This window comes from Streptomyces sp. NPDC025651 (assembly GCF_055558735.1).
Genome location: NZ_JBVHLZ010000001.1, coordinates 47415 through 71201, shown reverse-complemented (window position 1 = coordinate 71201; position 23787 = coordinate 47415). Strand labels below are relative to the sequence as shown.

The following is a 23787-nucleotide window of genomic DNA, read 5'->3' as shown; positions in this document are numbered from 1 at the left end:
TGAACCCGACCGTTCGACCGATCGACCGACCCTGATGGAGACCCCCGCCATGACGACGACCAGCAGCGAAGCCACCACCGGCCAGGACGCGGACAACGAACTGCCCCGCCCGGCCACCCTGGAGGACGTACCGGGCTGGTTCTGGCCCCTGGACCAGCGCCTGTTCGCCTGGTTCCTCGGCGAGGGCGCCGAGGGCACCCCGGCGGGCGACCTCCTGGAGATGGGCTGTTACCTCGGCAAGAGCACCATCGTCATGGGTCAGTTCCTGCGCCCCGAGGAGAAGATGACCGTCTGCGACCTGTTCGGGTCCGACGACGGCTACACCAAGGAGGCCACCAAGGCCTTCTACCAGAAGTCCCTGACCCGGCGCGCCTTCGAGGCCAATTACTCGGCGTTCCACGACGCGCTGCCCGAGCTGGTCGAGGGCCGCACCGACGTGCTGCCCGACCTCGTCGAGGACGACTCCTGCCGGTTCGTCCACATCGACGCCTCGCACATGTACGACGACGTGCGCGACGACATCCTCACGGCGAAGGACGCGCTGCGCGAGGGCGGCATCCTGGTCCTCGACGACTACCGCACCGAGCACACGCCGGGCGTCTCCGCCGCCTCCTGGGAGGCCGTGTTCCGCCACGGGCTGCGCCCGGTCATGCTCTCCTCCAACAAGATGTACGGAACGTGGGGCGACCCCGCGCCGCTGCGCGAGGCGCTCCTGGAGAAGCTGCGCACGGTGCCGAACTGCAAGCCGGAGATCCAGCGCATCGCGGGGACCGAGGTGCTGCGCGCCTCGCGGGCGAAGATCCCCGCGCCGGACGGCCTGGTGACCTCCCGTCACCGCGCGTCGGCGGCCTCGCGCGTCCTGCCGGCGCCGCGGTCCAAGCCCGCCCAGGCGCCGGGGCGCAAGCCGTCGGCCGTGCGCAGGCTCGTCGTCGACCTGCTGCCTCCGGTGGTGACCCGGGCGGTGCGCAAGGCCCGTCGCTGACCTGGGCCCTCCGGCCTGGGTCCTCTGGCCTGGGCCTGTGGCCTGGGCCCTCTGGCCTCGGCTCGCTGACCTCGGCGGGAGCGGCAGATGGCCCAGCTCCCGACCCCACCGGAGTGACAGTCGGGCAAAGTGGGGCAATGCACCACTTCGCCTCTCGGTTCGCCCCGCCGCCCCTCGTCCGGCGGCTGCTCACCACCGCGCGAAGCACCCGTTCCACCGTGCGAAGCACCCGCTTCCGCGTGGAGCGGGCCGTCGCGGGGCGGGTGCGCGGCGCCGGGCGGACCGGGCCGCTGCTGACCCCCGTGCACCTCTCCCTGCGCGACAGCAGGACGCTCAACCTCGCGCTCGCCGCGGACTCCCTGCCCGAAGGTCCCGGGCGCGCCCGGCTGCTGATCACGCGCGGCCCGCGCGGGTTCGCCGTCCCCCTCGTCCACGAGCCGCACACCGGCGCCGCCCCTCTGCTGACCGCCACGGCCACCCTGCGCGACATGCGGGACGGCGTGTGGCGGCTCACGGTCGAGACGCGGGACGCCCGAGGGCGCGTACGACGCCATGGGCTGACGACCGCCGATTCCGGCGCGCCGCCCGCGACGCCGACCGCGCCGCACGCCCCCGATCCGCTGACCGGCACGCTCGTGCGGGTCGTCAGGACCCGCGGCGGACGGGCCGTGCTCCAGGCGACGCGGTCCCTGCCCCGCGCGGAGCTGGTGCGGTTCGTGCCGCGCGGGGACGGCATCACCGTGCACGGACGGCTCGTCGCGGGTGCCGCGCCGGGCGGGGCCGAGGCCGTGCGGCGGCGGGACGGTGTCGTCGTACCCGCCGAAGTGGACTGGCAGGGCGGGGCGTTCGCGCTGCGGGTGCCGCTGGAAGCGATGGCCGGCGCGGGGGCGGGGCAGTGGGTGTGGGACTTCCGGGTCGGGGCGCTGCCGCTGGGGCGGTGGCTGTCCGACGTGCGCGACCCGTCCGCCGCCTACCCCACCCCCTTCCGCGTCTTCGCGCTGCCGGGCGGCGCGGTCGTCAGGGCCCATGCCCACTTCACCGCGTCCGGCGCCTTCGCCGTGACCTGCCTGGACATCACCGGAGTCACCACCGCCGTCACCACCACCCTCACCACCGCCACCACCGCCGAGGAGGCCTCATGAGGATCACGTATCTGCTCGGCTGGGGCGACGAGATGGGCGGCACCGAGCTCGCCACCTACACCCAGGCCCAGCACCTCGCCGAGCGCCCCGGCGTCGAGGTCGAGGTCGTCTCCGTCTTCCGGACCCGCGCCGAGCCCTTCTTCCCCGAGGCGCGCGGGCTGCCGGTGCGCTATCTCGTGGACCGCACCGTCACACCCGAACGCCCCGTGCGCGACTCGGAGTTGGACGACGCCGCGTGCCGCACGCTCGCCGCGCTGCCCAGCGAGCTGATCAGGCCCGCCTGGGAGAACGCCTTCGACCGGCTCTCCGACGTCGAGATGACCGCGGCCCTCGGCACGCTCGACACCGACGTCCTGGTCACCACCACGCCCGCGCTGCTCGCCGCCGCCGTGGCCCTGGTGCCCGCGCGGGTCGTCACCGTCCACCAGGAGCACCGCCCCACCCAGCGGCGCGGCCCCTCCGGCGAGCCGCTGCTGCTGCACGCGCCGCGCCTGGACGCCCTCGTCACGCTCACCGAGCGCACCCGCGACTGGATCGCGGAGTCCCTCGGCGCCACCGCGCCCGAGCTCGCCGTCATCCCGAACGCCGTGCCCGACGGCTTCCGGCCGCGCGCGGACGGCGAGAGCAGGGTCATCGTCATGGCGGCGCGGCTGACCGGCGAGAAGCGCGTCGACCACGCCGTGCGGGCCTTCGCGCAGGTGGCACAGGCGCACCCCGACTGGACCCTGCGGATCTTCGGCGGCGGGCACCGCGAGCGGCATCTGCGGCGCCTGGTCGACGGCTTCGGCCTGCACGACCGGGTCGAACTGCTCGGCCCCTGCCGTGACATGGCCGCCGAGTGGGCCAAGGCCGGGCTGAGCCTGATGACCGCGGGGCACAACGAGGCGTTCCCTCTGGTGCTCCTCGAAGCGCTCGCCGCCGGGGTGCCCGTGGTCGCGTACGACGTGCTGACCGGGCCCGCGGAGATCGTGCGGCACCGCGTCGACGGGCTGCTGGTACCGCCGGGCGAGATCCGTGAACTGGCGTACGCGATGGACGAGTTGATGGGCGACGACACCATGCGCCGGGAGTTCGCCCGGGCCGCGCGCGACGGTGTGTACGCCCGTTTCTCCTCGGCGGACGTCACCGCGCGCTGGGAGGAGCTGTACACGCGGCTCGTGGCGGGGCGCGAGAGGCCGGAGCGGCTGCGCGGGCGCGCGGACCGCGTGGCGCTGGGCGTCGCGTCCGGCGGCTGCGGGTTCCGGCCCACCGCGCCGCACACCTTCGACGCCGCGGCGGCGGCCGGCGAGCGGGGCAGGGAGGACGAGATCCTCGCCGCCGACACCACGGGCCGCGTGATCCGCTCGGTGGGCCGTCTCGCCGAGCTCCGCGACGACGTCCTCGCGCCGCGCATGGCCGACTGGAACCTGGAGCTCGCCGCGTCCGCACTTGAGGCACAGGACGTCCCGTACGTCCTGGTCCGCACGCCCGGCGGCACCGCCCACACCCTGGCCGTGGCCGCCGACGAGCAGGGCCGCGCGCTGAAGGCCCTGGCCGGGGCGCTGCGCGGGCGGCCCGTCTACGCCGAGCTGGTCAATCCGCGCGACGCGGCGCCCGGCGTCGTCCTGGCCGAACGCCTGGACGCCATCGGCGAGTTGGCGGGCGTCAGGATCTTCAAGCCGGTGACCACGACCACCCTGTCGCTGCGGCACGGCGCGGGGCAGGCGTGCACGGTGGCGTTCTGGCCGCGCCCGCCCGAGCCCGGGGGCCCCTTCCGCGCCCCGTTCGGCACGACGCTCGCCGGGGCGGAGCTGCCCTCGCTGACCCCCACGACGACGCTGCGCGTGGCCGACCGGACGTATCCGACGCTCGACGTGTTCGCCCAACTCCTGATCAAGGACGTGGACTTCCCCGTCGACGCGGTCTACACCTGGGTCGACGACGGCGATCCCGAGTGGCGCGCCCGGCGCGACGCCGCGCGCGGCGGCGGCGCCACGTCCGCCGACAACGGCGCCGTGCGCTTCCGCAACCGCGACGAGCTCCGCTTCAGCCTGCGCTCCCTGGCGATGTACGCGCCGTGGATCCGGCACGTGTACCTCGTCACGGCGGGTCAGACACCGGCCTGGCTCGACCGGGACCACCCGGGCCTGACGGTGGTGGACCACCGCGACCTCTTCGCCGACCCCGAGGCGTGTCTGCCGACGTTCAACTCGCACGCCATCGAGTCCCAACTGCACCGCATCGAGGGCCTGTCGGAGCACTTCCTCTACTTCAACGACGACATGTTCCTGGGCCGCCCCACCACCCCGGAGACGTTCTTCCTCAGCAACGGCCTGGCCCGCTTCTTCTGGTCGTCGGCGTCCGTGCCCGCCCTGCCGGTCTCGCCGGACGACGAGGGCTATCTGGCGGCGGCGAAGAACAACCGCGAGCTGCTGCGCCGCGCGTTCGGCAGGACGACGACGCACAGCTTCTTCCACGTGCCCTACGCGCTGCGCCGCAGCGTCCTCACGGAGATCACCGAGCGCTTCCCCGAGGAGACGGCGGCCACGGCCCGCAGCCGCTTCCGCTCCCACGGCGACCTGGCGCTCGTCTCGTCGCTGCACCCCCACTACGCGTACCTCACGGGACGGGCCGTGCCCGGCGGCATCGCGTACGACTTCGTGGACATCGGCGACCGCGCCGACCACGCCCGCCTGGGGCGGCTGCTGCAGAGCCGCGACAAGACGGCGTTCTGCATCGGGGAGTCCCCCGGCGGCGGCATGGCGGACGAGGAGATGGCGCTCGCCATGCGGTCGTTCCTGACGGCGTACTTCCCGGTGCGCTCGCCCTACGAGGCCTGAGCGCCGCCGCCTTCGAGGAAGAGCCGCCTGACCACGCGTTCGGCGGCCTTCCCGTCGTCGTAGGGGCAGAAACGGGCCCGGAACGCCGACCGCAGCGCCGTCGTCTCCGGGGTGTCCCAGCCGCCGAGCCGGAAGAGACCGGCCAGCTCGTCCTCGCCGGTGGCGACCGCGCCCGGGGTCTCGCCGGGGCGCCCGGAGAGCAGGTCGAAGTAGGTGCCGCGGGCCAGGCGGTAGGCCTGCCAGTCGGGGGCGTACGTCACGATCGGGCGGTCCAGGCAGGCGTAGTCGAACATCAGCGAGGAGTAGTCCGTGACCAGGGCGTCGGCGGCCAGGCACAGGTCCTCCACGCGCGCGTGCCCGGTGACGTCGACGAGCTGCGGGTGGCTTTCGAGACCGGCGTCGGCGCCGTAGAAGTAGTGGGCGCGCACGAGCACGACGTACGAGGGACCGAGGCGCTCGGCGAAGCGCCTGAGGTCGAGGCGGGGCAGGAAGCCCTTCTGGTAGTCGCGGTGCGTGGGCGCGTACAGCAGGACGGTCCGCCCGTCGTCGACCCCCAACTGCGCCCGCACGCGCGCCAGTTCCTCATCGCCCGCCGTGAAGTACACGTCGTTGCGCGGATAGCCCGCCTCCAGCGCCTGGTAGGAGGCGGAGGGGTAGACGCGCTCCCAGATCTCGGTGGAGTGCGGGTTCGAGGAGAGGCTGAAGTCCCACTGGTCGGTGTGGTCGAGGACCTTCTGGAAGCTGATGCCGTGCGTGCCCGCCGGGTAGCGGCGCTGGTCGAGGCCCATCTTCTTCAGCGGGGTCCCGTGGTGGGTCTGGAGGTAGACCTGGCCGGGGCGCTTGGTGAACCCGCCGGGAAAGCTGGAGTTGTTGACGAGGTACGTCGCCGTGGCCATCGCCTGCCAGTAGCGCCGGGAGCCCTCGATGACGTACTCGACCCCGGCGGGCACCTTGTGCCTGTTGCGGCTGGAGACCACCCACACGCCCTTGACGTGCGGGGCGAGTTCGCGGGCCTTGGCGTGGATCGCGGCCGGATTGCAGGAGACCCCGCGGTTCCAGTAGGCGCCGTAGACCGCGAGGTGCGGGTCGAGGGAGCGGCGCAGGTCGGTGCGGTAGACGGCGCGCATGGCGCGGGCGCGCAGCTTCTTCTTCTGGCGGGCGAGCTGCCGGGTGACGTGAAGGCGCCGGGTCTCGGCCTTGCGCAGCCCTTCGTAGGCGGCGTAGGAGGCGGCGGCGAGCGCCTTCTCCTCGGGGGTACGGGGCGCGGCGTCCCCGGAGCCGTGGGCGCGGTAGACGCGGGAGGCCTCGCGGAAGAAGTCGCGCCGGTCGCCCTCGCGGATCCTGCCGGGATCGTCGAGGACGGCGAGCAGATGGGCGGCGGCGTGCGGCAGGAGCCTGGCGCGCTCGTCCCGTGCCACGGCGGCGAGGAGTTCCTCGTACCGCTCGGCGACGGCGAAGTGCCGCCTGCCCGGTGTCTTGGAGAAGCTGCCGCCGCGCCGCTCGCGCCAGCGCACGCACGGCCGCTCCAGGACGGCGAGGCGCTCGCCCGCGCGCAGGGTCGCGGTGTGGACCGGCACCACGTCCTCGTACGCGCCGTCGGAGAAGGCGAGGTTCCGCTCCCGCCAGAAGGCGTGCCGGAAGACGCGGTTCCAGGCGGCGGGGGCGACGGCGAGGGGGTCGCCCGCGAGGTCGTCGCCGCCGGGGCGGACGTTCTCCCACCAGTCGACGCGGTCGTGCGCGCAGAGCAGGACGTCCGGGTCGCCGGCCGCCGTGAGCGCGGCGTCGACGGCCTCCAGGGCGCCCGGCAGGAGCAGGTCGTCGCCGTCGAGGAAGAGGAGGTGGTCGCCGGTGGCGCGGTCGGCGCCGATGTTGCGGGCCGGTCCCGGGCCCGCCTGGGCGGGGACGCGGACGACTTGCGCGCGCGGGTCGCGCTCCGCATACTCCGCGGCGATCGCGGCGCAGGCGTCGGGCGACGCGTCGTCGACGACGATCAGTTCGAGGTCGCCGAAGGACTGGGTGAGCACCGAGTCCAGGCATTCGCGCAGGTAACCCTGGACGCGGTGGGCGGGGACGACAACCGAGAAGCGCGACATGGACACCGACGGTAGTCAGCGGGACACCGCCTGTCGAAGACCGATCGTCACTCGTTGGGGTGATCACGGGCAAAGAAGTTGACGGCTGGGAGCCGATAAAGGGCAAAGGGGATGAATATGCCCGTATCCCCACGAAAGGCCGGTCGTCGTGCAGCCCCGTCTCAGCGTCGTCGTACCCATCTACAACGTCGAGGAGTTCCTGGAGGAGTGCCTGGAGTCGATCGCAGGGCAGACCATGGACGGCCCCGGCCTGCTCGGCGGCCCCGAGGCGCGCGGCGGCCTGGAGTGCATCCTCGTCGACGACGGCTCCACGGACGCGAGCCCCCGCATCGCCCGCGAGTTCGCCGCCAGGGACCCCCGCTTCGTCTACGTCCGCCAGCGCAACGCGGGGCTGAGCGCCGCCCGCAACACCGGGGTGCGCAAGGCGTCCCCCACCGCCGAGTTCCTGACCTTCGTCGACAGCGACGACGTCGTGCCGCACGACGCGTACGAGCGGATGATCGCGAGCCTGGACGCCTCGGGCTCCGACTTCGCGAGCGGCAACGTCTGGCGGCTCAACGAACGCGGCCGCTTCCAGGCCTGGCAGTACAAGTGGCTGACCGAGCCGCGCACCCGCACCCACATCGGGCGCGATCTGGACCTGCTCTCCGACCGCGTGGCCTGGAACAAGGTCTTCCGGCGCGCCTTCTGGGACCGGCACCGCTTCACCTTCCCCGAGGGCAAGCTCTACGAGGACACCCCCGTCATGATCCCGGCGCACTTCCTCGCCGGGTCCGTGGACGTGCTCAGCGACCACGTCTACTACTGGCGGGTCCGCGAGGGCTCGATCACCCGGCGGCGCACCGACGTCAAGGGCGTGCGCGACCGCATCGCGGCCTGCGCGCACGTCAGCGGCTTCCTCGCCGAGCACGCCCCGGACATGAAGCAGACGTACGACGTGTCCTGCCTGCGCGACGACTTCGTGTACTTCCTGGAGGGGCTGCCGATGGGCGGCCCCGAGTACCGCGCGGCGTTCATGGAGGACACGGCGGCCTTCCTGCGCCGCGCGGACCCGGCCGTCGTCGCGCAGCTCCCCGTCGACCTGCGCGTGAAGTGGCAGCTCGTGCGCGAGGCGCGGCTCGCCGAACTGATCGAGCTGCTCGCCTTCGAGCGGGCCAACGGCACCGCCTTCCACGTGCGCGGCGCCGTCCGCCGCTCCGCCTCCTACCCCGGCGTCGGCCGCGTCCCGGAGAAGCTGGCGCGGATCGGGCGGCGCGAACTGCCCGTCGTGGCCCGGGTGACCGAGTCGCGGTGGGGCCCCGACGGCACGCTGCGGATCAGCGGCTACGCGTACGTACGCAATCTGGAGGCCACCCGCCCCGGGCACTCGATCAAGACGGGGCTGCTCAAGTCCGCCCACAGCAGGGGGCAGTTCCGGCGCGTGCCGACGAGGACGGTCGCCGCGCCGCAGGCCACCGAGCAGTCGCGGCAGCGGCTGCACTGCTACGACCTGTCCGGCTTCGAGATGACCGTCGACCCCGAGCAGCTGAAGACCGGCGGCCGCTGGCGGCCCGGGAACTGGCTGCTCGGCGTGGTCGTCGCCGGCCACGGCACGGTGCGGCGCGCGGCCGTGCGGGCCGCGGAGTCCGCGGCCGCGCAGTCCGTGGTGCGCGAGCTCGGCGACGGGCTGCGGCTCGTCCTCGGCTTCAGCAAGGGGCGGCTCGTGCTGAAGGTCCAGGAGTACGCGGCGCGCGTGGACGCCCACCGGCGCGACGGGGACGACGTGGTGCTGAGCGGGACCCTGCCGGGGCGCCTGCGGCCCGCGTCACTGCGCCTGACCCACAAGCACACCGGGACCGACTTCGACCACCCGGTGAAGCTCACCGACGACCGCTTCGAAGTCCGCGTGAGACTGGGCGACTTGGAGGGCGTGGCACCCACCCCGCACCGCGCCCCCAAGGAGGTCGAGCCGCCGCACGGCGACCGCTGGCAGGCCAATCTCGTCATGCCCGACGGGAAGCTGAAGTCCCTGGCCGCCACGCTGGACCTGCCCCCGGGACGGTACGCGTCGCGCGCGGGACGCGAGCTGTGCGCCACCGCCAACGACCAGGGCCAGCTGGTCGTCGAGCTGACCCGGCAGCCCGTCGCCGACCGCGTGGCGTGGAACGCGGACGGCACGCTGACCGTGGAGGGCTCGGTGGCGGCGGCCAGTTGGACCGAGCCCGAGCTGGTGCTGCGGCACAGCGGCCGCGACGAGGAGCTGACGGTGCCCGCCGAGCGCGACGGCGACCGGTTCCGCGCGGTGCTCGCGCCCGGTGGCGGGGCGCTGCGCGAGGGGCGGTGGTACGCGTTCCTGCGCGAGGCGGGCGCGACCGGGGGCGGCACACCGCGCGCGGCGGACGGCATGCCGGTGCGGCTGCTCGCCGCCGTCTCCGCCGCGCTGCCGCTGCGACGGACCGTCCAGGAGCGGGAGTTCACCGTCGACCGGCGGTTCGGCGACCGCCTCCTGATCGAGTCCGGCTCGGTGCTCGCGCGGTCCGAACGCGGGGCCTACCGGCGCCACCGGCTGCGCACCGCCCACTACCCGGGCCGCCGCGAGCAGCCCCTGACCGACGCCGTCCTCTACTTCGACGGGGACTCGCCGCGCGCCGTCCACGAGGAGCTGGTGCGGCGCGGCACCGACGTCGAGCACCTGTGGGTCACCCACGACCAGCAGACCCGCGTCCCCGCGGGCGCGAAGGGCGTCGAGGAGCACAGCGCCGCCTGGTACGAGGCGCTGGCCCGCTGCCGCCGCATCGTCACGGCGGGCCACCTGCCGGAGTTCTTCGAGCGCCGCGAGGGCCAGACCGTCGTCCAGACCTGGAACGGCGCCCCGCTCAAGCGCATCGGCACCGACCTGACCGACACCCTCTACGCCGACCACGGCCACCTCGACGCCCTGCCGAGGCTGGCCCGCCAGTGGGACGTCCTCGTCTCGCCGAACCGCTTCTCCACCCCGCACCTGGGCCGCGCGCTCGCCTACGAGGGCGAGGTCCTGGAGGCCGGATCGCCCCGCAACGACGTGCTGTTCGCCGACGACCGCCGCAAGGTCGCCGAGCGGGTCCGGCGCGAGCTGGGCGTCGGGCAGAGCAAGCGGATCGTGCTGTACGCGCCGACCTACCGGGACCATCTCGCGTACTCCCCCGGCAGGTTCCGCTACGAGCCCGCGCTCGACTTCCGCGCGGCCGAGTCCGTGCTCGGCGACGACCACGTGCTCCTTGTGCGCAAGCACCCGCTGACCGCGGGCCGCCTGCCGGGCGCCCGCGCGCCGTTCGTGCGCGACGTGTCCTCGCACCCCCGCACCGCCGAACTCCTGCTGGTCGCGGACGTGTTGGTGACGGACTACTCCTCGCTGATGTTCGACTTCGCGCACACCGGGCGTCCGATGCTCTTCCACGCGTACGACCTGGAGCACTACCGCGACACGGTGCGCGGCTTCTACCTCGACTTCGAGACCCGCGCCCCCGGCCCGCTGCTCGCCTCCACCGGCGAGGTCGTCGAGGCGCTGCGCGACCTGGACGCCATCGCGGCCCGGCACGCGGAGGCGTACGCGGCGTTCCGCGAGGCCTACTGCGACCTCGACGACGGGCGGGCCGCGGCCAGGGTCGCGGAGAGGCTGATGCGGTGAGCGGCGCGCTGTTGACCCGCCGCGCCGCGCACGGCGCGACGGCGCTGCGCGGCGGCGGCCCCCGGTGGCGCCCCACCCCGTACCAGGTCTTCGGCGGCCTCTTCTGGCTGGTGATGTCGCTGGCCTTCTGGCGGGTCCCGATGTGCTGCGACTTCGGCCAGCACGCGGCCGTGGTCGAGCGCCTGAAGGACAACCTCCTCCACCCCGCGCACCCGATGGCGGACCTGCCGGGCGACGGCAGCGCGTACTACTCGCCGTACGCCGTCGCGCAAGGGCTGTTCGCCAGGGCGACGGGGTTCGCGGGCTGGGAGGTCGTGAAGCTCGCGGGCCCGCTGAACCTCCTGGTCCTGCTGACCGGCATCGGCCGCTTCGTGCGCGTCCTGACGCCCCGTCCGTGGGCTCCGGTGCTCGCGCTGTTCGCGATGGTGCTGCTCTGGGGCACGCGGATGGCGTGGTGGAGCGGCTATCTGGGTCTGATGTCGATGACGGGCAACCTCGGCTACCCGTCGACGTTCGCGATCGGCCTCACCTTCTGGGCCTGGGCGTGGGCGGGTTCGCTGGCGCGCGGGGCACGGCCTTCGGCGCGGGGTCTTCGGGCGTACGCGGGGCTGGGCGCCCTGTGCGGGCTGATCCTGCTCGTCCACCCCATCTCGTCGGTGGCGGCGGTGATCGGCGTCGTGGCGTTCGCGGCGTCCGGCCACCGACTGTGGTCCTGGGCGGCGACGGCCGTGACGGCGGTCGCCCTCGCGGCGGCCTGGCCGTATTACAGCGTCTTCTCGCTGGTCGGCGACGCGTCGGTGGACTGGATCCACCGCCCGCTCTACACGGAGATGCCGCAGCGCTTCTGGCTGGCGCTGCTCGGCCTGCCGGCCCTGTGGCTGCGCCTGCGCAGGGACCGCAGGGACCCCCTGGTCCTGATGTTCGCCCTGGACTGCCTGGTCGTCGCGTACGGCTGGCTCAGCGGCCACTACACCTACGGCCGCATCCTCGGCCTGACCCTGGTCCCGCTCCAGTTCGCCCTGGCGATCGAGCTGGCGGCGCCCCGGCCCTGGGGCTGGCGGCGGGGCGCGCTCGCCGGGGCCGCGGCGCTCGGCGCCTGCGTGGGGTTCTTCCAGGTCCAGGCGGGCGCCGTCGTGCCGCGCGCCCTGGATCCCGTCGGCTTCGACCAGCCGCCGCGCTGGCCGGGCTACGGGTGGGCGGTCGGCCACATGCGCAAGGGCGACGTCGTCCTGACGAACGGCTACCGGTCCACGCGCTCGGTGCCCGGCTACGGCGCCAACCTCGTCGCCCCCGCCTGGCCGGACCCCTCGCTCGACGAGAAGGTGCGGGACGTCCGCCTGAAGGCGGTGCGCGCCTACCTCTCCCCCGGCTCCACCCGTGCCGAGCGCGCGGCGATCGTGCGCCGCTACGACGTGCGCTGGCTGCTCCTCACGCCCGAGCAGAAGGCGCCGCCGGAGGCCGTGGTCGTGGCCTGGAGCCCGCGCACCGGCGAGGTCCTCGCGCGGGTGAACGGGGCGGAGCAGCGGCGTACGTAGGAACGGGGCGGGTCAGCGGCGTACGTAGAGCCGCAGGGTGACGCCCGGCACCCGATACAGGGTGCGGGCGGTGAACTCCCGCTCCAGGACCGCGAGTTTGGCCTCCTCCGCGCCTCCCGACCACAGTCCCGTCCGGACGAGGTGCTCCCGGGTGTGGCGCAGCGCGGGCGGCTCCGTCAGGACCCAGACCCGGTCCACGGAGGCGAGTCTGCGGCGCAGTTCGGCGGGGTCCGCCTCCACTCCGTACAGCGTCCCCGACGCGGCGGGGGACGCGGTGAGCGCGAGGTCCCTGCCGCCGCGGAAGCCGTCGGGGTAGACGAGGGCGACGCGCCGGGCGATGGCGGGCAGGAACAGGACGGGGTCGCCGGTGCGCAGCGCGCGGGCCGCGACGGCGGACGCGGCCGCGGGGTCCTCCCTGCCGTGCCCGACGGCGCGGTCCACGCGGTGCAGCGGCAGCTGCCACCACAGGGCGAGGCCGACGGCGGCGGCCCCGACGACGGCGACGGCGCCCCGGCGGCGCGCGGAGCCGGACCGGGGCAGCCGGTCGGGGCCGGGCCTGCGCGGACGGTCGAGGCCGGGCCGGAGCAGCCGCCCGAGTCCCCGCACGGCCCGGTCCGCGCCCGCCGCCACCAGCAGCGGCAGGCCCGCGAGGGCGAAGAGCACGTAACGGTCGTGGTAGAGCGGCAGGCCCTGCGAGACGGCGAAGAGCACGGCGGGCGGCAGCACGAGCAGCGGCAGCGCCACGGCGGGCAGCGCGAGCCGTCCGCCACGGCGCCACGGCCGCCGCAGCGCGAGGACCGCGAGCAGCAGCTGGCCGACGAGGACGAGCGAGGTCGGTCCCGCGAAGGAGCGCAGGAGCCGGTCGGCCGCCGCCCCGTCCGGCGCCACCAGCCACGACACCTGCGCGGACTGCCCGCCGGAGACCAGGAGCAGCGGCAGGAGCAGGACACAGACCGCGCCGGCGGCGATCCCCCAGGCCCGCCACACGGCGCGCGGCGCGCGGGACAGGAGCAGGGTCGCCGCGTGGGCGAGGAGCAGCAGGGCGGCGAGTTCGTGCAGCAGCGCGGTGCCGACGGCGGCCGCCGCGTAGGCGCACCAGGCAGGCGGGCTCTCCGGCCGGTCGACCGCCCGCGCCAGGAGCAGCGTGGCGAGCGCGGCCCCGGCGGCGACGAGCGCGTACGACCGGCCCTCCTGGGCGTAGTGCCCGGCCATCGGCGTCACCGCGTACAGCAGTCCGGCCCACAGGCCGACGCGCGGGCGCGCGAGCCGGGTGCCGAGGACGGCGACGAGCGCGGCGGCGGCCGACGCGGCGAGCACCGAGGGCAGGCGCAGCGCGAACTCGCCCGGGTCGGCGGGGAGCAGGGCGTGCATGAGGACGTAGTAGAGGCCGTGCACCGCGTCGACGTGGTGGAGCAGGTGCCAGATCTCGGGGAGCGAGCGCCGGGCGACCTGGAGGGTGGCTCCCTCGTCGCGCCAGACGGTGCCGCGCTCCAGGCCCCACCCGCCGAGCACGAGCATGACCAGGGCGGGGACGAGTGCGGCGAGGGCGGGGGCGGTGAGGAGCGAGGGGACGCGCGCGGCGGCCGCGCGGGCGGCGGTGGGCACCTTGACCTGCATGGTGCGAGTTTGTGCTATTAACCCACTTTCACCGAGGATTGACACCTCGTGCCGCACCCACGAAAACCCCCTTAGTCGGATAATTACCGGAAGCCCCTAAAATTTCCCCTGTGGAACGCACCCTGCCCCAGCCGCCTGCCCAGGTCTCCGTCGTCGTGATCGGCTACGACGACGCGGCCCACGTCGCTGACGCGGTGCGCTCCGCGCTCGCCCAAGGGCCCCTCGTCCACGAAGTGATCGCCGTCGACGACTGCTCGACGGACGACAGCGCCGACGTCCTCGCCGCCCTCGCCGCCACGGACCCGCGCGTGAAGGTCGTGCGCCGCGCGACCAACAGCGGCGGCTGCGGCACGCCCCGCAACGACGGGATCGACGCCGCCTCGTGCGCGTACGTGATGTTCCTCGACAGCGACGACGTGCTGCCGCCCGGCGCCGTCGACGCGCTGCTCGCCGCCGCGCGCAGGCACGGCGCGGAGGTCGCGTCCGGACTGTGCGTGCGCCGCGAGCTGCCCTCGGGGCGCGAGGTGCCCTGGCAGCCCGAGCTCTACCGCAAGGCGCAGCTCGTCGCCCGACCCGAGCTGCGCACCCGCCTCGTCCACGACACGCTCTGCGTCAACAAGCTCTACCGCACGGACTTCCTGCGCGAGCACGGCATCCGCTTCCCCGAAGGCCGCTTCATTTACGAGGACTTCGTCTTCACCGCGCGGGTCCTGGCCGCCGCGCCCCGCATCGCGCTCGTCCCCGACACGGTCTACGTCTGGCACGTGCGCCGCGCCGCCGCCAAGCTGTCGATCTCCCTGGACCGCTCCGGGATCGCCAACTGGCAGGCCCGCATGGAGGCGCACCGCCAGTCCGTGGAGATCCTGCGGGACGCGCACGGCACCGGCGGCAAGCGGCTCGCGCGGGCGGCCCGCGCCAAGTTCGTCGAGCACGGCCTGCGCATGTACACCCGGGAGCTGACCGCGCGCGGCAAGGAGTACCAGCGCGAGTGGTGGGCCCTCACGCGCGCCTACCTGGCGACGTTCGACGACGCCGACCTCGACGCGGCGCCCGCCCCCGGGCGCGTCATCGCACGCGTCGTCCTCGCCTCCGAGGAGCCCCGCGACCTGGCGCGCCTGAAGCAGGTGGCGGCGCGCCCCGCGCGGCTGGTGCCGCCGTACCCGCGGGCGGCCGACGCCACCCCCATCTGGGCCGACGACCTCCCCCAGGTCACCCTGGAGCACCTGCTCGTACGCCCCTTGCGGCTGCTGCCCCTCGCGGTCGAGGGCGAGCTGCGCCCCGGCGCGGGCGCCTCGCGGCTCACGCTACGGCTGCGCGAGCTGTACGGACGGGTGGCCGACGCCGGACCCGCCACGGTCGACGTCGAGCTGAGCCACCGCCAGGGCGACCGGCCGAGCCTGCGCAGGACGGCCGCGTTCAGCACCGAGCGGCCCGGGGAGACCTGGCTCGCCACGGTCCTGCTCGACCTCGGCTCGCTGGACGGCGGCGTGTGGGACGTGCGGCTGCGGCTCCACTTCGACGACGGGACGGCGCGCGACACGACCGCGCAGGCCGTGGCCGGGCCCGGCCTGCTCCGCCGCACGGTGGTGCCGAGCAGGCGGCGCGGGGTGCTCCTCGTCCAGCCGTACGCCACTCAGGCGGGGAACCTGTCGGTGCGGCTCGCCCCCGGCGTGCGGGGCGTGGCCGGGGTCGCGAAGCGGCGGCTGACCCGGCTGATCCGCTGACGCGGCCCTCACACCGCCTCTGCGACACTGCACGTCCACGCACACACTCGCGACAAGACGGGACAAGACGGGAATGACCTGGCTGATCACCGGCGGCGCCGGATACATCGGGGCGCACGTCGTCCGTGCCATGACGCAGGCGGGCGAGCAGGTGGCGGTCTACGACGACCTGTCCAGCGGCATCGCCGAACGCCTCCCCGAGGGCGTCCCGCTGGTCGTCGGCTCGGTCCTCGACGGCGACCTGCTCACCCGTGCCTTCGAGGAGCACGCGATCACCGGCATCGTGCACCTGGCCGGCAAGAAGCAGGTCGGCGAGTCGGTGGAGCGCCCACTGCACTACTACCGCGAGAACGTGGAAGGCCTGCGCGTCCTCCTGGACGCGGCGGTCGCCTCGGGCATCGCCCACGTCGTCTTCTCCTCCTCCGCCTCCGTGTACGGCATGCCCGACGTCGACCTCGTCACCGAGGAGACGCCGTGCGCGCCCATGAGCCCGTACGGCGAGACGAAGCTGGCCGGCGAGTGGCTGGTCCGCGCGGTGGGCCGGGCGCACGGCGTGTCCACGGCGTCCCTGCGCTACTTCAACGTGGCGGGCGCCGCCTCGCCCGAGCTCGCGGACACCGGCGTCTTCAACGTCGTCCCGATGGTCTTCGAGAAGCTCACCGACGGCGAGGCCCCCCGCATCTTCGGCGCGGACTACGACACCCCCGACGGCACCTGCGTACGCGACTACATCCACGTCGTCGACCTGGCCGAGGCCCATGTGGCGACGGCCCGCAGGCTCGCGTCCGCCGCGCCCGGCACCGACCTGACCCTCAACATCGGCCGCGGCGAGGGCGTTTCGGTCCGCGAGATGACGGACCTGATCAACGAGGTCACCGGCTACGACGTCCCCGCCGAGGTCACGGACCGCCGCCCCGGCGACCCGGCCCGCGTGGTGGCCGCCGCCGACCGCATCGCCACCGAGCTCGGCTGGTCCGCCAAGCACGACGTGCGCGAGATGGTCGCGTCGGCGTGGGCGGGCTGGGTGCGGCTGCATCCGGAGGCGGCGCGCGCCTGAGCGTCGCTTTCCGGGCCCCCGGGGGTGTAGCAGGCTCCACCCCCGGTTCGGTACCGCACTCCCTCGCCCCTGTGACCTGGTGTTCCTAGCGTTCTCAGGGACAGTCACCGCGGGTGTGACGGCCACTGGGAGGGCGCAGGGATGTTCAGGCGACGGGGTTCAGGGGCGGTGGCCGCCGAGCGGGTGGCCGCGCCCGACGCGCTCACGCTCGACGGGGTCGGCAGGTCCTACCGGCGGGGCGTGACCGCGCTCGAACCCGTCGACCTCGCCGTGGGACGCGGCCGGTTCCTTGCCGTCATGGGGCCCTCCGGGTCCGGCAAGTCGACGCTGCTGCAGTGCGCGGCGGGCCTCGACAGGCCGACGACCGGGACCGTGCGGATCGGCGGCGTCGCCATCGGACCGCTCGGCGAGGCGGCCCTGACCCGGCTGCGCCGCGAGCGTGTCGGCTTCGTCTTCCAGGCGCACAATCTGGTGCCCTCGCTGAGCGTCCTGGAGAACGTCTCGCTGCCGCTGCTCCTCGCGGGCACCCCCGGCGAGGACCGGGCGCGACGCGCCCTGGCCGCCGTCGGGCTCGCCGAGCGCGCGGGCGACCGCCCCGCGGAACTCTCCGGCGGCCAGCAACAGCGCGTCGCCGTCGCCCGTGCCCTGGTCACCTCGCCCGAGGTGGTCTTCGCCGACGAGCCGACCGGCGCCCTCGACCCGGCCACCGCGCAGGACGTGCTCGCCCTGCTGCGGCAGGCCGTCGACCGGGACGGGCACACCGTGGTGATGGTGACCCACGACCCGGCCGCGGCGGCCTGGGCGGACGAGGCGCTGTTCCTCGCCTCGGGCCGGATCGCCACCCGCATCCTCCACCCCGACGCCTCCCACGTGCTCGGCGTCATGCGGACGTTGGGGCGGTGAGCGGCATGAGCGAGGCCCCTGTGAACAGGCCTGCGCGCGTACACGTCACCAGGCTGCTCGCCTCGCGCGCCTCGCGGACGCACCGCAAGGCCTGGGCCGCGGTCTTCACCGCGCTCGCCCTGACCTCCCTCCTGCTCGGCGCGTTCGGCCTCGCGCTCTCCTCGGCCGGGCTCGGGCACGCGCGCGTGGAGCGCTACGCCGCCGCCGACCTCGTCGTCTCCGGCGACCAGAACACCCGCTACACGGCCAAGCCGTGGGGCAGCGAACCCGAGACGGCGACGGCCGGGCTCACCGAGCGCGTGCGGGTCCCGCGGGCGGCACTGAAGACCGTGCGCGAGGTCCCCGGGGTCCGTGCGGCGGTCGCCGACGAGGTGTTCGCGGTGGGCGTCGGGAGCCGTGGGAACGGCGGGAACGGCGGGAACGGCGCGGCGACCGGGCGGCCTTGGGACGCGGCCCGGTTGGGCTCGTACTCCCTCCGGGACGGGACCGCCCCCGAGCGGCCGTCCGAGGTCGTGGTGGGCCGGGGCACGGCGCGCGTCGGGGACCGGATCACCCTGCGCGTGGCCGGTGCGGAGGCGGCGTACACGGTGGCCGGGGTGGCCGGGGGCCCGCGCGCGGCGGTCTACTTCACCTCCGGCGAGGCCCGCCGCCTCGCCGACCGCCCCGGGTCCGTGGCGGCGATCGGCGTCACGGCGGACCCCGGCACGAGCACGGCGACCCTGTACGCGCGCGTGCGGAACGCGTTGGACGAGGCGGGCCACCACAGCGTGGGGCACCGCGCGGACGGGGACGGCGCACGGCTTCGCGTCCTTGCCGGGGACGGGCGCGGCGACGCCGAGTTCCTCGCCGCGGCCCCCGCGCGGGCGGGCATGCTGGCGCTGCTCGGCTCCGTGAGCGCGACGGTCGTCCTGATCGCCCTGCTCGTCGTGGCGTCGACGGTGGCGCAGGCGCTCCAGCAACGCTCCCGTGAGCTGGGTCTGTTGCGGGCGGTCGGCGCGACGCCGCGGCAGCTGCGGGGCGCGGTGGGCCGCGAGGTCGGCAGGGTCGCCGCGGCGGCGGCGCTGGCGGGGGCGGCGCTGGCGGCCCCGGCCTTCCTGGGCCTGCGGGCGCTCCTCGACGCCCGGGGCGCGCTGCCGCCGGGCCTGGAACTCCCGCTCCCCGCCTGGCTGTTGCCCGCCCCGCTGGTCACGGCGGGCCTGACCCTCCTGATCGCCCGCGTGGCCGCGCTGATCGCGTGCGCGCGAACGGCGAAGGTGCGCCCCTCGGAGGCGCTGCGCGAGTCCGCCCCCGGCAAGGGCCGCAAGATCACGGGGCTGGTGCTGCTGTTCGCCGGCGCGAGCTCGGCGGGCACCGCCACGCTCCAGCACGGTGAGGCCGCGGGCGCCGCGGCCGGTGCGGCGGCGGTGGTCCTGGTGATCGGCTGCGCGCTGCTCGGCCCGTGGATCGCCGAGGGCGCGATGCGGGTGCTCGGCACACCGCTGCGCGGGTTCGGCGGCGCGGGCGGCCATCTGGCGGCGGCCAACTGCACGGCGTCCGCCCGCCGCCTGGGGGCGGCGCTCACCCCGATCATCCTGGTCACGGCGTTCATCGCGGTGCAGCTCTCCGCGGGCGCGACGATGACGCACGCCGCGGGCGACCAGGCGCGCGGGGCGGCCCGGGCGGAGTACGCGGTGACGGCGCCCGGCGGCCTGCCCGCGGGCGCCCTCGAACGCATCAGGAGAACCCGCGGAGTTCAGGCGGCGACAGCCGTCGTCCGCAGCACGGTGGTCCTGGCCCGGCAGGAGGCCGGCTCGCCCCGCCTGGACCGCCTGCCGGTGCTCGGAGTCACCCCTGAAGGCCTGGCGAGGACGCTGGACCCCGGCGTCCGCGAGGGCGACATCGGCGAACTGCGCCCCGGCACGGTGGCGTTGGGCCGCGACCAGGCCCGCTCCCTGGACGCGGACGTCGGCTCGACGGTGACGGTGCGCTTCGGGGACGGAGTGGAGTCACGGCTCAGGGTCGTGGCCACGTACGACCGTGAACTGGCCCTGGGACCCTTCCTGTTCGCGCACGGCGAGCTCCTGCGGCACATGTCCTCCCCCACGGCGGACCGCGTCCTGGTGGCCGCGACCGGCACCACGCCCCGGGCCCTGCGCGATGCCGCCCCGGGGGCGAGGGTGAGTGCGGACCCGCCCCCCGAGCGGCTCGAACCGGAGGACCAGGCGCTGGGCGAGGTGGTGACCGCGGCGGCGGTCGGCGCGGTCGGCGGCTTCACGGTCATCGCCGTCCTGAGCACGCTGACCCTCATCACCGTCGGGCGCCGCCCCGAGCTCTCCCTGCTCCGCCTCGCCGGGGCGGGCCGACGCCAACTGCGGCACATGCTGCGCCTGGAGGCGGCGGCCACGGCGCTGACGGGCCTGGTGGTCGGCGCGGCCGTGGCCGCACTCCCCCTGCTGGCCTTCAGCCTGGCGACGGCGCACTCCTTGCCGCGTCTCACGGCGGCGCAGGCGGCCCTGATCGTGTCGGTGGTCGCGGCGACGACGACGGCGGGGACGGTGCTGCCGGCCCGGCGGGTGCTGCGGGGCCGGCATCCGCTGCGGGGCGGGGCGCGGCAGGGCGTCAGCCCGTGCAGCAGGGTCTCGGCCCGTGCGGCAGGGTCTCGGCCCGCGCCGCAAGACGTCAGCCCTTGTTCTCGGCGCCCGGACCCAGCCCCGAGAACAGGGACCGGCTGACCATGTCGGCGCCCTGGGCCGGGCTCAGCTCCGGCATCTCGTGCGAGGCGATGTTGGTGAGGTGGATCAGCAGGGAGCGGGCCCAGCGGTCGGGGAGGCCGGGCCGCAGGGCGCCCTCGCGCACCGCGCGGGCCATGAAGGCGTCGAGCCGCTCGATCAGCAGACGCAGCCGTTCGGCCCCCGCCTCGTCCCGCACCTGCCCCACGTCCACCGGCCACCGGCGGCTGACGGCGATGATGCCCTCCGCGTACCGGTGCAGGGCAACGGCCACCGGCGCCTCGTCGAGCCGCGCCTCGGCGACGACCGCCTCGCAGGCGTCGAGCTTGGCCACGTACACGGCGGCCATCAGGGCCTCGCGGGTCTCGAAGCGGCGGTACACGGTGCGCCGGTCGACGCCGGCGGCGGCCGCGATCGCCGCGATGCTCGTGGCGGGGTCCCGTGCCAGAAGGCGTGCGCCGGTCTGCAGGACGGCGACACCCCTGTCGCCCAAGCTGAAGGACACCCTCGACTCCAAGGTCTTCGTGACCGTGGCGACCCTCCGCCCGGACGGCAGTCCGCACCAGTCGGTGGTGTGGGTGGGGCGGGACGGCGACGACCTGTTCTTCGTGACGGGCGTGGACAAGGTCAAGGTCCGCAATCTGCGGCGCGACCCGCGCCTGAGCGTGACGGTCAACCCGCCGGACGAGCCGTACGGATACGCGGTGATCACGGGAACGGCACGCCTGGAGAGCGCGGGCAGCCGGGCCCGCATGGATGAACTGTCCCTCAAGTACACGGGCTTGACGTACGCGGAGCACAACCCGGAGGTGGCGGCCGTGCTTCCCGAACTCGTCACCGTCCACGTCGCCCCCGAGAAGATCGCGTCGAGGTTCCTGTGAGCACGAAGAATGTGACCACGAAGAAGACGTACGTCGTCACCGGCGGAACGGACGGCCTCGGCAAGGCCGTTGCCCGTGCCTACCTGGAGCGGGGGCAGGAGGTGGTGGTCGTGGGGCGCGACGCGGGGAAGGGCGAGGCGTGGCTGGCGTACGCGCGGGAGCGCGGGGCAGCGGGCCGAGCACGCTTCATCCGGGCGGACCTGAGCCTGCTCTCGGAGACGAGAGCGGTGGTCGAGACGTTGGCCGCCGCCCACGCGAAGATCGACGCGCTGGTGCTGTGCGCCCGGCACTTCCGCTCGACGCGGCTCGTCACGGCGGAGGGCTTCGAGAACACGTTCGCGCACTTCTACCTGAGCCGCTTCGTCCTGAGCCATGGCCTGACGGGCCTGCTGGAGGCCGCGGGCACCCCGGTCGTCCTGAACGTCGCGGGCCCCGGGGGCGGTGGGCGGATCTTCTGGGAGGACCTGCAACTGGCCCGGAACTACGACGGGGGCCTCGCGCTCGGGCAGGGCGGACGCCTCAACGACCTGCTGGGCGTGGGCTACGCGGCGAGCCGCCCGGGCTCCTCGACATCCTGGACGCCCCGCCTGCGCCGGGCCTCAGCGCGTACGTCCTGGACACCCCGCTGTCCACCGCGGGCCCGGACTTCGCACTCCCGGAGGCGAGGCACCTCCACGCCCTGACGGAGTCCTTGCTGGGCACCTCTCGTTGACGTCGCCCGGCGGCGGCCCCACCCCGCAAAAGCAGAAGGCGAGCCCTAACCCCGCTCCAAGTACGCCAGCACCGCAAGCACCCTCCGATGCCCGCTGTCGCTCGGCGGCAGCCCCAGCTTCGCGAAGACGTTGCCGATGTGTTTGCTGACCGCGCGGTCGGAGACCACCAGCGTCGAGGCGATCGTCGCGTTGTCGCGGCCCTCCGCCATCAGCTGCAGCACCTCCCGCTCGCGCGGCGTCAGCGAGTCCAGCGGATCGTCCCGCCGCCGCGTCAGCAGTTCCGTCACGACCTCCGGGTCCAGCGCCGTGCCGCCCGCGGCCACCCGCTCCAACGCGTCCAGGAACTCGTCGACGCGCCCCACCCGGTCCTTGAGGAGGTAACCGACCCCGCTCGCGCCCCCGCCCAGCAGCTCGGCGGCGTACGTCTCCTCGACGTACTGGGAGAGGACGAGCACCGGCAGCCCGGGAATCTCCGCCCGCGCCGCCAGCGCCGCACGCAGCCCCTCGTCCCTGAACCCCGGCGGCATCCGCACGTCCAACACCGCGATGTCCGGCCGGTGTTCGAGCAGCGCGGGCAGCACCTCGGGCCCGCTGGAGGCGACCGCCACCACCTCGTGCCCCGCGGAGGTGAGCAACAGCACCACCCCCTCCCGCAGCAGGGCGTTGTCCTCGGCGATCACCACGCGCACGGCAGCTCCACTTCGATCACGGTCGGCCCCCCGACGGGGCTCGACACCTCCACGGTCCCGTCGAGCGCGGCGACCCGGCGCCGCATCCCGAGCAGACCGCTGCCACCCGCGCCGTCGGCCCCGCCCCGCCCCTCGTCACGTACCGCGATCCTCAACCCGCTCCCCGCCCTGGAAAGTTCCACGAAGGCCCGCTCGGACCCGCTGTGCTTGGCCGCGTTGGTCAACGCCTCGGCCACGACGAAGTACGCGGCGGCCTCCACGGCGGCCGGAGCGCGCGGCCCCGCGTCCGACTCCACCCCGTCCTCGCTCACCGTCACATCGAGCCCGCTGCTGGCGGCCAACGCCCGTACGGCGCCCACGAGTCCGCGGTCGGTGAGGATCGGCGGATGGATGCCGCGCACGACGTGGCGGAGCTCGGTCAGCGCCTCCTCGACCTGGTCCTGCGCGTCGTCGAGCAGCTTCTTCGCGGCCTCGGGGTCCTTGTCGTACGCGCGCCGCGCGAGCCCGACCCGCATCGAGAGGGAGACGAGCCGGGCCTGCGTGCCGTCGTGCAGATCCCGCTCGATGCGCCGCAGTTCGGCGCCGTGCGCGGCGACGGCGCCCGCCCGCGTGACGGTGAGTTCCTCGACGCGCTCGGCGAGGTCCGCGGTGCGCTGCGCCTCCGGCGAGGGCAGCAGGAGCAGGCGGGACCAGCGGGCGTCGAGGTCGGCCAGGCGGGAGATCAGGGGGAGGACGACGGCGCGGCGCCGCAGCAGCCCGCACCACACCCCGTCGACGAGCAGACCCACGGCCCACAGCGGCAGCGTGACGTACGCCAGAAGCCACCCGTAGACGAAGTGGACGAAGAGCCACCGCAGATCGCGCCAGGTGCCGGGGTCCTGGACGGCGGCGCTCACGCGGTCGCGGACGCCCCCGGTGAGCGGCAGATACGCCTCGGGCACCGGCTCGCCCGTCCAGCCCGCGACGAGGCGCCGCTTGTACCCGGCGGTCCTGCGCAGCAGCAGCACGGTCTCGGGCAGCACGGCGGCGCCGACCACGAGGAGGGTGACGAAGGCGGTGAAGAGGATCAGCCCCATGAAGAGGTACGAGAGGAGAGCGAGCCCGGCCCCCTTGCCCAACTGCACCGTGGCGAGCCCCGCGCGCCGCACCGTCTCCCTCATGCCGGAAAGGCTAGGTCACGACGGAAGCGGCCGGGAGCGAGCCGCCTCCCGCCCGATGGTGGAGTGCGCTACACCCTCGGTTCGGGAGGGCACCCCCTCGTTCCCGCGGCCCGCGGCA

At 74.7% G+C, this 23787-nt stretch carries 16 protein-coding genes; 11 read left to right on the top strand and 5 right to left on the bottom strand.

Translation table 11 applies throughout. From position 1 onward, the window contains the following. Positions 1–49 precede the first annotated feature (49 nt). From ACZ4D5_RS00260 to ACZ4D5_RS00250, 3 genes are all read left to right on the top strand, one after another. The gene (locus tag ACZ4D5_RS00260) at positions 50–982 is read left to right on the top strand and encodes a class I SAM-dependent methyltransferase (RefSeq protein WP_467770071.1); all 933 of its coding nucleotides are present in this window, start codon (positions 50–52) and stop codon (positions 980–982) included. Positions 983–1119: 137 nt separating this feature from the next. After that, positions 1120–2124: a hypothetical protein gene (locus ACZ4D5_RS00255; protein ID WP_467770070.1), complete on the top strand. Its 1005-nt coding sequence runs from the start codon at positions 1120–1122 to the stop codon at positions 2122–2124. After that, positions 2121–4943 carry a stealth conserved region 3 domain-containing protein gene (locus ACZ4D5_RS00250; protein WP_467770069.1) on the top strand — a complete coding sequence of 941 codons (2823 nt, stop codon included), beginning with the start codon at positions 2121–2123 and terminating at the stop codon, positions 4941–4943. Before ACZ4D5_RS00255 ends, ACZ4D5_RS00250 begins: the two co-directional genes overlap by 4 nt. Here ACZ4D5_RS00250 and ACZ4D5_RS00245 read toward each other — a convergent pair. Further along, positions 4931–7036, bottom strand: a complete 2106-nt coding sequence (locus tag ACZ4D5_RS00245; RefSeq protein WP_467770068.1) for a bifunctional glycosyltransferase/CDP-glycerol:glycerophosphate glycerophosphotransferase — start codon at positions 7034–7036, stop codon at positions 4931–4933. The two genes, ACZ4D5_RS00250 and ACZ4D5_RS00245, sit on opposite strands and share 13 nt — an antisense overlap. Positions 7037–7184: 148 nt before the next feature. Between ACZ4D5_RS00245 and ACZ4D5_RS00240 the strand changes: the two genes are divergently transcribed. Both ACZ4D5_RS00240 and ACZ4D5_RS00235 read left to right on the top strand, forming a co-directional pair. Continuing rightward, entirely contained in the window at positions 7185–10682 is a 3498-nt protein-coding gene (locus ACZ4D5_RS00240; protein ID WP_467770067.1) for a bifunctional glycosyltransferase/CDP-glycerol:glycerophosphate glycerophosphotransferase, read from the top strand. Then, positions 10679–12217 carry a hypothetical protein gene (locus ACZ4D5_RS00235; RefSeq protein ID WP_467770066.1) on the top strand — a complete coding sequence of 513 codons (1539 nt, stop codon included), beginning with the start codon at positions 10679–10681 and terminating at the stop codon, positions 12215–12217. Before ACZ4D5_RS00240 ends, ACZ4D5_RS00235 begins: the two co-directional genes overlap by 4 nt. Positions 12218–12229: 12 nt before the next feature. Here ACZ4D5_RS00235 and ACZ4D5_RS00230 read toward each other — a convergent pair whose 3' ends face one another. Continuing rightward, positions 12230–13834 (bottom strand): glycosyltransferase family 39 protein, encoded by a 1605-nt coding sequence (locus ACZ4D5_RS00230; protein ID WP_467770065.1) that lies wholly within the window; start codon positions 13832–13834, stop codon positions 12230–12232. A gap of 110 nt (positions 13835–13944) precedes the next feature. Between ACZ4D5_RS00230 and ACZ4D5_RS00225 the strand changes: the two genes are divergently transcribed. The 4 genes from ACZ4D5_RS00225 (at position 13945) to ACZ4D5_RS00210 (ending at position 20229) form a co-directional block, all read left to right on the top strand. Beyond that, a complete protein-coding gene (locus ACZ4D5_RS00225) occupies positions 13945–15558 on the top strand; it encodes a glycosyltransferase family 2 protein (RefSeq protein WP_467770064.1) in 1614 nt (537 codons plus the stop codon). 73 nt (positions 15559–15631) lie between these two features. Next, on the top strand, positions 15632–16615 hold the full coding sequence (gene galE / locus ACZ4D5_RS00220; protein ID WP_467770063.1) for a UDP-glucose 4-epimerase GalE: 984 nt from the start codon (positions 15632–15634) through the stop codon (positions 16613–16615). A gap of 141 nt (positions 16616–16756) precedes the next feature. Then, entirely contained in the window at positions 16757–17518 is a 762-nt protein-coding gene (locus ACZ4D5_RS00215) for an ABC transporter ATP-binding protein (protein ID WP_467770062.1), read from the top strand. A 5-nt stretch (positions 17519–17523) separates the two neighbouring features. Continuing rightward, on the top strand, positions 17524–20229 hold the full coding sequence (locus ACZ4D5_RS00210) for an ABC transporter permease (RefSeq protein ID WP_467770061.1): 2706 nt from the start codon (positions 17524–17526) through the stop codon (positions 20227–20229). Here ACZ4D5_RS00210 and ACZ4D5_RS00205 read toward each other — a convergent pair. Beyond that, on the bottom strand, positions 20177–20731 hold the full coding sequence (locus tag ACZ4D5_RS00205) for a TetR/AcrR family transcriptional regulator (RefSeq protein WP_467770060.1): 555 nt from the start codon (positions 20729–20731) through the stop codon (positions 20177–20179). The two genes, ACZ4D5_RS00210 and ACZ4D5_RS00205, sit on opposite strands and share 53 nt — an antisense overlap. On the opposite strand from ACZ4D5_RS00205, the gene ACZ4D5_RS00200 reads away from it, so the two are divergent. Together ACZ4D5_RS00200 and ACZ4D5_RS00195 are read left to right on the top strand one after the other, a co-directional pair. Continuing rightward, positions 20649–21107 carry a PPOX class F420-dependent oxidoreductase gene (locus tag ACZ4D5_RS00200; protein WP_467770059.1) on the top strand — a complete coding sequence of 153 codons (459 nt, stop codon included), beginning with the start codon at positions 20649–20651 and terminating at the stop codon, positions 21105–21107. The two genes, ACZ4D5_RS00205 and ACZ4D5_RS00200, sit on opposite strands and share 83 nt — an antisense overlap. Continuing rightward, positions 21104–21790, top strand: coding sequence for an SDR family NAD(P)-dependent oxidoreductase (locus tag ACZ4D5_RS00195; RefSeq protein ID WP_467770058.1), 687 nt, complete (start codon positions 21104–21106; stop codon positions 21788–21790). The genes ACZ4D5_RS00200 and ACZ4D5_RS00195 overlap by 4 nt, the downstream gene beginning before the upstream one ends. A 74-nt stretch (positions 21791–21864) precedes the next feature. Here the strand turns inward: ACZ4D5_RS00195 and ACZ4D5_RS00190 are convergent, their stop codons facing one another. Together ACZ4D5_RS00190 and ACZ4D5_RS00185 are read right to left on the bottom strand one after the other, a co-directional pair. Beyond that, the gene (locus tag ACZ4D5_RS00190; protein ID WP_467770057.1) at positions 21865–22509 is read right to left on the bottom strand and encodes a response regulator transcription factor; all 645 of its coding nucleotides are present in this window, start codon (positions 22507–22509) and stop codon (positions 21865–21867) included. Further along, entirely contained in the window at positions 22497–23669 is a 1173-nt protein-coding gene (locus tag ACZ4D5_RS00185) for a sensor histidine kinase (protein WP_467770056.1), read from the bottom strand. Before ACZ4D5_RS00185 ends, ACZ4D5_RS00190 begins: the two co-directional genes overlap by 13 nt. Between the last annotated feature and the right edge of the window lie 118 nt (positions 23670–23787).